This window comes from Leptospira fletcheri, assembly GCF_004769195.1.
Classification (GTDB): Bacteria; Spirochaetota; Leptospiria; order Leptospirales; family Leptospiraceae; genus Leptospira_B; species Leptospira_B fletcheri.
Genome location: NZ_RQET01000004.1, coordinates 1,052,566 through 1,064,465, shown reverse-complemented (window position 1 = coordinate 1,064,465; position 11,900 = coordinate 1,052,566). Strand labels below are relative to the sequence as shown.

Below are 11,900 nucleotides of genomic sequence, written 5' to 3'. Positions count from 1 at the left end.
CTTTAAAGCTCCGTCCGCCGGCGTAATCGCAAGGGGTATATCCAGGAAATACATACGGTAAAATAATCCCCGCACCCCCCTCAAATAAAAAAGGGAGGCCATTTTGCCTCCCCAATCCGATTCGGGATTCCGAGCGAATCACAATCCACTCGACCTCTGCAAAGTCCGGCACAAAGCCGGACAACTGCCAAAAACGTTTTACCAGCGATAGTGGCTGAATGCCTTGTTGGCATCGGCCATCTTCCGGATATCTTCCTTTTTCTTGATAGCGGAACCGGTACCTTTTTGTGCTTCGATAAATTCCGCAGCGAGTTTATTCGCCATTCCTTTTTCGTTCCTATCTCTGGAATAACGGATCAGCCAGCGTATCCCCAGAGCCAAACGACGTTCCGGACGAACTTCGATAGGAACCTGATAGGTCACTCCCCCAACCCGACGCGATTTTACCTCGACTTGAGGCTTCACGTTTTCGAGAGCTTCTTTGAAAGTGACGTACGGATCGTTTCCTGTCTTTTTCTGGATCAATTCTAAAGCGTTATAGAACAGTTTTTCCGCTACGGATTTTTTACCGTCCACCATAAGGCAGTTGATGAATTTGGCGATATGTGCATCCCCATAAACGGAATCCGGTTGGATCTTGCGGGGCTCGACTTTTCCTCTTCTTCTGGACATTCCCTAACTCCTCGTTACGCCTTAGGCTTCTTCGTTCCGTATTTGGAACGGCCCTTACGACGTTTATCGATACCAAGGGTATCCAAGGTACCACGGATAATATGATAACGAACCCCTGGAAGGTCTTTGACCCTTCCTCCGCGGATCAGCACCACGTTGTGCTCTTGCAGGTTATGTCCCTCACCTGGGATATAAGCGGTCACTTCGATCCCGGTGGTCAAACGCACCCTCGCTACTTTTCTCATAGCAGAGTTCGGTTTCTTAGGTGTGAACGTGGTCACCCTAGTACATACGCCCCTGCGTTGGGGGCTACTCTTGAGGGCGGGAGATTTAGATTTATTCTTCTGCTTCTTCCGGCCGTGGCGTATCAATTGGCTAATTGTAGGCATGAATCCCTTCTATTTTTAGGCGGGTGACGACCCGATTTTACCAGATCGTCAGTACCCTCTCCATTGTAAATCTCTTTAGTTCTCCGTATCTTCCGGTATCGCAGGGGGAATTTCTTCCTCTTCGACCTCGATCGGTTGATCTAGATCTCCGTAAGTTTCCTTAAAGACTGCGACGTCTCGATACTTCCTCATTCCGGTTCCCGCAGGAATCATGTGACCGATAATCACGTTTTCCTTAAGTCCCAGAAGGTTATCCGTCTTTCCTTTAATCGCGGCATCCGTTAGAACCTTGGTGGTTTCCTGGAAGGACGCTGCGGAGAAGAAAGACTCGGTATTCAACGACGCTTTGGTCAAACCGAGCAGAATCGGAACAGATTGCGCCGGAGAACCCCCTTCGGTGACGACCCTTTTATTTTCCTCTACAAAGGCGAAACGATCCACTTGCTGTTGGTTTACGAAAGAAGTATCGCCCGAGTCGGTGATCAACACTTTGCGCATCATCTGACGTACGACCACCTCGATGTGCTTATCGTTGATATGCACCCCTTGCAGTCGATAAACCTCTTGGACCTCTTGGACCAGATACACCTGCAGAGCGGTGACACCCTTCACACGAAGGATATCGTGCGGATCCAGGTTCCCATCGTCCAACTGATCCCCACGTTTGACAAAGTCTCCGTGACGAACTCGAAGTTGTTTTCCGATCGGGATGGTAACCTTAACTTTGTCCATATCCGGGTTATCGGGAACGATATACAGGACTCGTTTTTCTTTTACGACCTCTCCGTTATCCTCGATTTTCCCGTCCATTTCCGCCAAGGTAGTGGCGTCTTTCGGACGACGCGCTTCGAAGAGCTCGTCCACACGAGGAAGACCTCCGGTGATGTCCCTGGTTTTTTCAGCGACGGTCGGAATTTTGAAGAGAATGTCTCCCGCTTTTACCTTATCTCCGTTTTGAACGGACAGAATCGCATCCACGGGAACCAGATATTCTTCACGAGTTCCGCCGGTCGCGACCACGATTCTTGGTACGAGTTTTTCCCTACGTTGCTCGATAACCTTGTAAATAACGTTCGAGGTTTTGATGTCCTCGTCCCGGCGAAGGTTCTTACCGACTTCCAGATCGACCCAAGATGCGACGCCCTCGACTTCGGTGACTCCGATCTCGTTGTATGGGTCGAATTCCGCAAGAGCTTGGTTCGGCTCGGTGATGTCGCTTACTTTGGCATTCAGAGTTGTTCCCGTTTTGACCGGGACCACCGCCTCTTCTCCAAGGATCCGGAAGAGACCGTTATCGATCTTAACCGTTCCTGGAGCTTCGGAAGTGACGTTTTCTCCGGAAGCAAGAGTCGCGACCAATTCGCCCTTGTCCACTTTCTGTCCGTCCTCCACCCTCAGGTTGGTAAGATCGGAAGCTTTGAACTGTTGGATCAACCTTTGGACCACGATGGATCCGCGACGAGTAAAGACGATCCCCCGATCCGCAGTGGAAAGAGTACGTCCGTTGATTGCGTTTACTACTGCGCGATAACCGACTTTGTGTTCCTTTTCTTGGACCTTGGCGGATGCCGCACCACCGATGTGGAAGGTACGCATGGTCAACTGTGTACCCGGTTGGCCGATGGATTGCGCGGCGATGGTTCCTACCGCCTCTCCAATCTCTGCCGGAGTCAGACGAGCCATGTCCATACCGTAGCATTTTATGCAAATTCCCCAGCGAGCTTCGCAGGTAAGAGGGGAACGAACTTTGATCCTTTCGTAACCTAGGTTCTCCAGCTTCTGTCCCACTTCTCTGGTGATCAGGGTGTTTTTCGGATAAACCACGTTCTCGGAAACCGGATCGACGATATCTTCGGCGGTATAACGGCCGAAGACGCGGTCACTAAGAGAAACGATGACGTTCTCCCCTTCTTTAACGGTTCCTAAAGTGATGGATTCCTCCGTTCCACAGTCGTCTTCCGTAACGATCACATCTTGGGAAATATCCACCAAACGACGAGTTAGATATCCGGCGTCCGCGGTTTTCAAAGCGGTGTCCGCGAGACCCTTCCGAGCTCCGTGAGTGGAGATGAAGAATTCCAACACGCTCAATCCTTCGCGGAAGTTGGACCGGATAGCCAACTCGATGATTTCTCCGGAAGGCTTGGCCATGAGTCCCCGCATTCCCGCCAACTGACGAATCTGCTGTTTGGAACCCCTCGCTCCGGATGCCGCCATGATAAAGACCGGATTGTATCCGCCCTTGTCCTTTTCCAATTCCTTGAACATGGAGTCGGTGATCAGATCGTTGGTCTTAGTCCAGATCTCGATCACTTTCTTCTTACGTTCCTCGTTGGTGATGATTCCCTTGCGATACTCGCCGTCGGCACGCTCCACTTCCTTGTTCGCGTCCCCTACAAGGGTGACTTTTCCCGGAGACACTCGGATGTCCTCGATGGAGATGGTCGGGCTAAAGATCGTAGCATAACGATATCCTAATTTTTTGATATCGTCCAACATCAGGACGGTTTGGGCCGGGCCGTATTTCTCGTAAACTTCCGCGATAATCCTGTTGGTCTCCTTATCGGAAAGCGCACGGTTCACGTAAGGATATCCTTCCGGCAACACTGTGTTGAAGATCAATCTTCCCGGAGTGGTTTCCAGGATCTTACCTTGGTGAAGAACGGAAACTTTGGTCCGATATTCGATCACTCCCCGATCGATCGCATAGATCACCTCGTCCAAATTCGCGAAGGACTTGAGGGGGACTCCCGCTTCGGAGGGAAGCTCGGAAGTTAGATAATAAATTCCTAATACGATATCCTGGGTCGGACCGCAGATCGGGTGTCCATTGGCCGGATTCAGAATATTGTGCGGAGAAAGCATCAGCATCCACACTTCCAACTGAGCTTTCGGCGTCAGCGGAACGTGAATCGCCATCTGGTCTCCGTCAAAGTCCGCGTTGAACGCGTGGCAGACGAGAGGGTGCAGCTTGATCGCCTTCCCTTCCACTAGGACAGGCAAAAAGGCTTGGATTCCCAGGCGGTGCAAGGTCGGAGCACGGTTCAGCATGACCGGGTGTTCTTTTACTACCGTTTCCAGAACGTCAAAGACCTCTTTTTCTTCCGCCTCGACTTTCTTCTTGGCGGATTTGATGTTCGGAGCCAGGTCCAGATCCACCAAACGTTTCATGATAAAAGGCTTAAATAGTTCCAGAGCCATCTTCTTAGGAAGACCCATCTCGTGGTATTTCAGCTCGGGACCGACCACGATCACGGAACGACCGGAGTAATCCACCCTCTTACCCAGAAGGTTTTGGCGGAAACGGCCTTGTTTTCCTTTCAACATATCCGAAATGGATTTAAGAGGACGGTTCCCTTTTCCTTTTACGGTTCTTTTACGACGGCTATTATCGAAAAGAGCGTCCACAGCTTCCTGCAACATCCGTTTTTCGTTCCGGACGATGATCTCGGGAGCTTTCAGAGCGAGAAGACGTTTTAGACGGTTATTCCTGTTGATTACACGACGATACAGGTCGTTCAGGTCGGAAGTCGCAAAGCGACCGCCTTCGAGTTGGACCATAGGACGGAGTTCCGGCGGAATCACGGGCACTACGTCTAGCACCATCCATTCCGGACGGTTTCCGGAATCCCGGAACGCTTCCAGTACTTCCAAGCGTTTCAGAATCCTTTTGTCGGTGATCTTTTCCTTGTCCTGGATCTTTTGGCGGATAATGCGTGCTTCCGCATCGACGTCTATACGAGAAAGAAGTTCCTTGATCGCGTCCGCTCCGATTCCGGCTACGAATTTATCGCCGTATTCGTCCAGGTATGCGTGGTATTCCTCTTCGTCGATGAGCTCTCCCCTATTTCTACCTGTATCGGCCGGGTCGATGATCACGTATTTTTCGAAGTACAATACGCTCTTGAGCTGATTGATGGTCATGTCCAAGAGCAAACCCATACGGGAAGGAACGGAACGATAGTACCAGATATGGGACACAGGGGCCGCCAATTCGATATGCCCCATGCGTTCGCGACGTACCTTGGAGTGAGTTACTTCCACGCCGCATTTGTCGCAAACCACTCCTTTGTAACGGATGGATTTGAATTTACCGCAGTAACATTCCCAATCCTTGGTGGTCCCGAAAATTTTCTCGCAGAACAAACCGTCCCTTTCCGGCTTCAGGGTCCGATAGTTGATGGTCTCCGGTTTTTTGACTTCCCCGTAGGACCATTCTTTAATCCTTTCGGGGGAAGCTAATCTGATTGTAATGGATTCGAAGTCGTTATTGGATCTCATTCTACCCGTCCTTAAGCGTTCTCGATCGTCTCGAATTTAATCTTCTTCTTGCTCTTGGAATATTCGTCCTCGTAATCCGAGATATCCACCGTATTCCCTTCGGAGTCGGTGATGACGATATCCAGGGCAAGTCCCCTGAGTTCCTGTACTAATACGTTGAAGGATTCCGGAATTCCAGGTTTGATGGAATGGATTCCTTTTACGATCGCCTCATAAATTCTCGCCCTTCCCAACATGTCGTCGGACTTGATGGTGAGGAGCTCCTGCAGAGTGTGGGAAGCTCCGTATGCCTCCAGCGCCCAAACTTCCATCTCTCCCAAACGTTGCCCACCGAACTGAGCCTTACCGCCCAGAGGCTGCTGAGTTACGAGAGAGTACGGTCCTGTGGAACGAGCGTGGATCTTATCGTCCACCAAGTGAGCCAGCTTCAACATGTAGATGTATCCGCAGAACACTTCGTTCATGAACGGGAGACCGGTACGTCCGTCGTACAATTTGAATTTGGAACTGAGAGGAAGGTTTGCTTCCTTGCAGTATTTCTCTACGTCCGCCTCCGTGGCTCCGTCAAAGACCGGGGTCTCGAAATTGATTCCGAGTCGGCTCGCAGCAAGACCCAATTGGGTTTCGAAAATCTGGCCGAGGTTCATCCGGGAAGGAACTCCCAAAGGATTCAGTACGATATCCATCGGAGTGCCGTCTTCCATATAAGGCATGTCCTCTTCGGCCATGATCCTCGCGACGACACCCTTGTTTCCGTGACGACCGGCCATCTTATCTCCGACCAGAAGTTTACGCTTGCGCGCAACGAAGACCTTGACCATCTCTTCCACACCTGCGGGAAGTTCGTCGCCCTTCTCGCGGGAGAAGCGCTTAATATCGATGACGGTTCCTTCGAAGCCGTTCGGCATACGGAGGGAAGAATCCCTTACCTCTTTCGCCTTTTCCCCGAAGATGGAATGCAGAAGTTTGTATTCCGGCGTCAGATCGGTTTCCCCTTTCGGAGTCACCATCCCGACGAGAATGTCTCCCGGTTTCACTTCCGCCCCGATCCGAATCACTCCGGATTCGTCTAGATCTCGGAAGGCCTTATCGGAAAGATTGGGAATATCACGGGTGATCTGTTCTTGGCCCAGCTTGGTTTCCCGAGCTTGGATCTCGAATTCCTCGATATGAATGGAGGAGAAAATGTCGTCCTTCACTACCTTTTCGGAAATGAGAATGGCGTCCTCGAAGTTGTATCCTTCCCAAGGCATGAACGCTACCAGAACGTTCCTTCCGAGAGCCAGGGTACCGTTGTCCACGGCGGGTCCGTCGGCGAGCACGGTTCCTTTTTGCAGGATATTACCGAGCTCGTCCATTCTCTCCCCGGACACGATCTGTCCGGCGAGCGTCGTTCCCCTACGAACCTCTTCCCCGTTGGAAATGATCGGATGGTACTGCTTGGAACCGGAAGTCAGGTTGTATTCCCGGACGCTTCCGTTATCCGCGGTGACTTCGATTTTTTCCTTCGTAACCTTGGACACTTTTCCGTCGATCTCGGAATGGATGACTCCGACCACCGGAGTCTGGTTAAAACAGGTTCCCTGGTTGGTCTTTTTGAATTTCGTAAGATCGTAGGTATCGGATTCCTTTCCGCCCTTCTGCTCGATTATGACCTTTTCCGCGTCCACGTATTTTACGTATCCGTCATGTTTCGAGATGATACAGATCCGCGAATCGTAAGCCGCGCGGGTTTCCATACCCGTCCCTACATACGGAGCTTCCTGGCGTAAGAGAGGAACCGCCTGACGTTGCATGTTGGAACCCATGAGAGCTCGGTTGGCGTCGTCGTGTTCCAAAAACGGAATCAGAGCGGTCGAAACGGAAACCACCTGCATAGGAGCCAGATCCATGTACTGGATCTCGTTCGGATTCCGGAAAGGGTAATCCGATCTGTGACGAGTAGAAATCAGTTTATTCTTAAACTCTCCTTTCTCGTCCACAGGAGAAGAAGATACCGCGATAAAATGATATTCTTCCTTATCTGCCGTTAAGTATTCGATGTTATTGGAGACCTTACTGTTTTTTACCACTCTGTAAGGAGTTTCCAGGAACCCGTAATCGTTCACTCTCGCATAAGAAGACATGGAGAGGATCAAACCGATGTTCGGACCTTCCGGAGTTTCGATCGGACACATACGGCCGTAGTGGCTGTAGTGGACGTCCCGAACTTCGAAGCCTGCTCTATCTCTGGAAAGACCTCCAGGCCCGAGAGCGTTCAAACGACGTTTGTGCGTGAGCTCCGCCAAAGGATTGGTTTGATCCATGAATTGGGACAGTTGGCTGGAACCGAAGAACTCGTTGATGACCGCAGTGATCGGTTTGATGGAGATGAGAAGTTGCGGAGTTTGGGTTCCGACTTCTTGGACCGTCATACGCTCTTTGATCACGCGTTCCACACGAGTAAAGCCTACTTTCAGCTGGTTCGCGATCAGCTCACCGACCGAACGAATCCTACGGTTTCCTAGGTGGTCGATATCGTCCGGATAGTAATTCTCGGTTTCTGAGATCAGATTCAAAAGGTAGCGTACGGTCTCGATAATGTCCGCGGGGCGTAGAACCCTTTCGCTCGCATGAGAGAATTCCTTCGGGTTGTTGAACTCGAACTTGCTGTTGATTTTATAACGACCTACATCCCCTAGATCGAAGGTTTTCGGAGAGAAGAAGAGACGGTTCAGTTCCGTTTCCGCGTTTTCGATCGTGGAAGGTTCTCCCGGTCTCATGATACCGTGGAATTTCAGAACGGCATCTTCGTAATCGTTGACTCCGTCTTTTTCCAGACAATTTACGAGAACCGGATTGTCTTTTTCCCTGGGGAATTCCACCAGTTCGACTTCCTTTACCTTCATCTCTTTCAGGATGGAGATATTGTCCTCGTTGATCTTGGAGCCGGCTTCGAGCATCACCTCTCCGGTCTCCATGTTGATCACGTCCGCGATCACGCGGCGACCGATGAGTCGTTTCAACTCCCGGGAACTTCCTCCCGCCAGTTTCGCCTTGGATGCTTTGTAAAAAAGACGAAGGATCTCTTCATTGGTCCCGTGACCGAGAGATTTTACGAGTAGGGTCGCTGGGAATTTTTTCTTCCTGTCGATTTTCGCGACCAGGATTCCCTTGTTGTCCATCTCGAATTCCAACCAGGATCCGCGATAAGGAATCACCCGAGCGGAATACGTGTCTCTTTCCGCATCATAGGAAAAGAAAATACCTGGAGAACGGTGCAACTGGCTGACCACGACCCGCTCCGCTCCGTTAATGATAAAGGTCCCCTGCTCGGTCATCACGGGAAGATCTCCCATGTACACGACCTGCTCGCGGATTTCTCCGGTTTCCTTGATGATCAGGCGGATCACCGCCTTCAAAGGAAGTGCGAAAGTCGCGTCCGTATCCTTGCATTCCTGTGGGGATTTTTTTGGATCACCCAAAACGTAGTGACTGTATTCCATCACCATATCGTTGTTCGGGCTTTCGATCGGGAAAGTTTCGCGGAAAACCGCTTCTAAGCCTTGGCTCTTCCTTTTGGTAGGATCCTTGACTTCGGATTGAAGGAACCAATCGAAGGACTTCTTTTGGATTTGAATCAAGTTGGAAAGGTAGTCCAGATTGGTTATCTTTCCGAAATTTACCCGTTTTCTCTCTACTTGACCATACATCGGATGCCCCCTGATGAAACGTAAAAAATCATAAATTATGTGGATAAAAGCAATAAAGCAAGGAGGTCCAACGGGCCTCCTTGCCTAAGTGAAAGGATTGTAATCTGGTATCTAGGAGACTAGCCCCGAACAGATTAGACAGCCTTGAGTTCGATTTGAGCGCCAACCGCTTCTAATTTCTTTTTGATGTCTTCGGCTTCGGCTTTTGCAACGCCTTCTTTCACCGATTTCCCGCCGGCTTCTACCAGGTCTTTCGCTTCTTTCAAGCCGAGACCGGTGATTTCACGAACTACTTTAATAACTTCGATTTTCTTGTCTCCGAAGCCTTTCAGTACTACGTTAAAGGATGCGGGCTCTTCGGCCGCTCCGCCTGCAGCTGGTGCTGCTCCGCCGACTGCGGCAACTGCTACGGGAGCCGCTGCGGAAATTCCGAACTTCTCCTCCATTTTTTTAACTAGGTCGGCTGCTTCGACCAGGGTCAGCTTGCCGATTTGCTCTAATAACGCTTCAGTGGTAGACATTGGGTGCTCCTTTGATTCCGTATGGTCCTTTATACTAAATGTGTTCTACTGGTTGTTCTTTTCCGCAACCGCTTGGATAGCGCGTGCGAGGCTTGCGATGATCTGGTTGACTCCGGAAGCTATGCTCCGTGCCGGACCGTTGAGACCACCTGCGATCTGAGCCAAGAGTTGTTCTCTGCTCGGCAGACCTGCGATCGCCTCTACTCCGTTCGCATCCAATACCGATCCGTCCAAATAGCCTGCCTTTAGGATCAGGTTCTTATTAGCCTTTGCGTATTCCTTTAGGACTTTCGCTACGGACGGTAGGTTCTCGTTCGAAAAAATAGCCGCTAAGGGTCCTTGGTATTCGGGCCCAAAAGCGATGTTCTTATCCTTATGCTTTTCCGATTCTTTGAGTGCGAGGAGGAAAAGGTTGTTCTTGACTACCTTCATCTCCGAGCCTTCTTTCCGGAGTTTCGCGCGGAGACCGGTGATTTCCTCTACGGTCAGACCGCTGTAGCTAGCGAGGATAAAGTCGCTGCTCTCTTCAAGTTTGCCCTTCAATTGGGCGACTGCTTCGTGTTTTTCCTGGCTGGGCATATTGATTCCTCTCCCTGTCTTCGGACCTTAGAGGGCCGAGTTGACCAGTTCCTTAACGTCGACCTTAATCCCTGCGCCCATAGTCGGCGAGACTGCGAAGGTTTTCAGGTAATCGCCCTTGGCATCCGAGGGTTTGTCCCGGAGAAGGGTTTGAACTACGGTACGAATATTTTCCACGAGTTTCGTTTGGTCAAAGCTGACCTTGCCTACTCCTAGATGGACAACTCCGCCTTTGTCGGGACGATATTCGATCCTTCCCGATTTGAGTTCGCCCACTGCCTTTGCAACGTCGTTCGTAACGGTGCCTGCTTTGGGTTTCGGCATCAAACCTTTGCGCCCCAAGATCGGCCCCAGCTTACCTACATCCTTCATCATGTCAGGAGTAGCGACGCAAGCATCGAAATCCGTCCAACCGCCGGCGACCTTTTCGATCAGATCGGCGTCTCCCACGAATTCCGCTCCTGCGGCCTTGGCTTCGTTCTGCTTATCCCCTTTGCAAAAAACCAAAACACGAACCAGTTTTCCGGTTCCGTGAGGAAGGGAAATCGTTCCCCGGATATTCTGCAGAGACTTATAATTGACTTTCGTTGCGATTTCTATCGTTCCATCGAATTTAGTGTAGGAAGAGGCTTTTGCCAATTCCACCGCTTTTTCGACGGGATATACTTTGGTGCTGTCGATGTTTTCTTTCGCAGCACGATATTTCTTTCCGCGCTTCATCGTTCTTATCCTTCCACCGAGACGCCCATAGAACGGCAAGTACCTGCGATGATCTGAACCGCAGCGTCCAAATCATTGGCGTTGAGGTCTTCCATTTTGGTTTTTGCGATCTCTTCGAGCTGTTTACGAGTGATCTTTCCCACCTTTACGGTGTGAGGGGTAGCGGAACCGGTCTCTAAACCGATCGCCTTCTTCACCAGAAGAGCCGCCGGGGGAGACTTGGTAATGAACGTGAAACTCCGATCGGAGAACACTGTGATGACTACGGGAAGCTTGAGGCCGATCTGGGCCTTAGTCCTTTCGTTGAATTGCTTGCAGAACTCCATGATATTCAAACCGGCCTGACCGAGGGCGGGGCCTACGGGAGGCGCCGGGTTGGCCTTACCAGCTTCCACTTGGAGCTTGATCTGCTTTACGACTTTCTTTGCTGCCATTGGCGAAACACCTTATTTGTTTCTCCCGGTACCCCCACCGGTCAGGGTTCGGTTTTGACCTGCAGATAATCCAATTCCACAGGGGTGGATCTTCCGAAAATCTCCACCTTCACTCTGAGCCTTCCCTTGTCGGGGAAGATCTCATCTACGACTCCGGTAAAGTTGGCAAACGGTCCGTCGATGATCTTCAGACTGTCTCCAACCTTGAACAACAACCTCGGAGCGGCTGGCTCCTCGGATTTGAGTTCTCCCGATTCCGCAAACAGGTTTTTGACCTCGTCGACGGAAAGGGGCTCTGGGCCACCGTCTTTCGAACCAACAAAGGTCGAAACCGACGGAAGGCTCTGGATCATGAAACGCAAATCGTCGTCCATGTCCATTTCGATTAAAACGTAACCCGGCATCAGTTTCTTCTTGGAAACCTTCTTTTTGCCGTGTTTCATCTCGGCGACATCCATGGTAGGGATGCGAATTTGCGGGATCTTATCCTCCAGTTTCCGCTGGGTGACCAGTTTCTCCAAATTCTTCTGCACCTTATTCTCGTGACCGGAATAGGTCTGCAGCGCGTACCATTTCAATTCACCCATGATGACTTCCTTTGCCGCCTCGCTT

General features: G+C 50.8%; 9 protein-coding genes. All 9 read right to left on the bottom strand.

What is annotated here, in order from left to right:
• Window positions 1-198 precede the first annotated feature (198 nt).
• Window positions 199-672 (bottom strand): 30S ribosomal protein S7, encoded by a 474-nt coding sequence (gene rpsG / locus EHO60_RS08325; protein WP_135767656.1) that lies wholly within the window; start codon window positions 670-672, stop codon window positions 199-201.
• Window positions 673-686: 14 nt separating this feature from the next.
• A complete protein-coding gene (rpsL, locus tag EHO60_RS08320) occupies window positions 687-1,061 on the bottom strand; it encodes a 30S ribosomal protein S12 (protein ID WP_040510012.1) in 375 nt (124 codons plus the stop codon).
• A gap of 75 nt (window positions 1,062-1,136) precedes the next feature.
• Complete coding sequence (gene rpoC, locus EHO60_RS08315) at window positions 1,137-5,342, bottom strand: DNA-directed RNA polymerase subunit beta' (RefSeq protein ID WP_135767655.1); 4,206 nt, start codon at window positions 5,340-5,342, stop codon at window positions 1,137-1,139.
• An 11-nt stretch (window positions 5,343-5,353) separates the two neighbouring features.
• The gene (gene rpoB / locus EHO60_RS08310; protein WP_135767654.1) at window positions 5,354-9,034 is read right to left on the bottom strand and encodes a DNA-directed RNA polymerase subunit beta; all 3,681 of its coding nucleotides are present in this window, start codon (window positions 9,032-9,034) and stop codon (window positions 5,354-5,356) included.
• A 134-nt stretch (window positions 9,035-9,168) separates the two neighbouring features.
• Window positions 9,169-9,555 (bottom strand): 50S ribosomal protein L7/L12, encoded by a 387-nt coding sequence (gene rplL, locus EHO60_RS08305; protein ID WP_135767653.1) that lies wholly within the window; start codon window positions 9,553-9,555, stop codon window positions 9,169-9,171.
• A gap of 45 nt (window positions 9,556-9,600) precedes the next feature.
• The gene (rplJ, locus tag EHO60_RS08300; protein ID WP_135767652.1) at window positions 9,601-10,134 is read right to left on the bottom strand and encodes a 50S ribosomal protein L10; all 534 of its coding nucleotides are present in this window, start codon (window positions 10,132-10,134) and stop codon (window positions 9,601-9,603) included.
• Window positions 10,135-10,161: 27 nt separating this feature from the next.
• On the bottom strand, window positions 10,162-10,854 hold the full coding sequence (rplA, locus tag EHO60_RS08295) for a 50S ribosomal protein L1 (RefSeq protein WP_135767651.1): 693 nt from the start codon (window positions 10,852-10,854) through the stop codon (window positions 10,162-10,164).
• Window positions 10,855-10,859: 5 nt separating this feature from the next.
• Window positions 10,860-11,288, bottom strand: a complete 429-nt coding sequence (rplK, locus tag EHO60_RS08290) for a 50S ribosomal protein L11 (protein ID WP_135767650.1) — start codon at window positions 11,286-11,288, stop codon at window positions 10,860-10,862.
• Window positions 11,289-11,329: 41 nt separating this feature from the next.
• Window positions 11,330-11,875 carry a transcription termination/antitermination protein NusG gene (nusG, locus tag EHO60_RS08285; RefSeq protein WP_135767649.1) on the bottom strand — a complete coding sequence of 182 codons (546 nt, stop codon included), beginning with the start codon at window positions 11,873-11,875 and terminating at the stop codon, window positions 11,330-11,332.
• Between the last annotated feature and the right edge of the window lie 25 nt (window positions 11,876-11,900).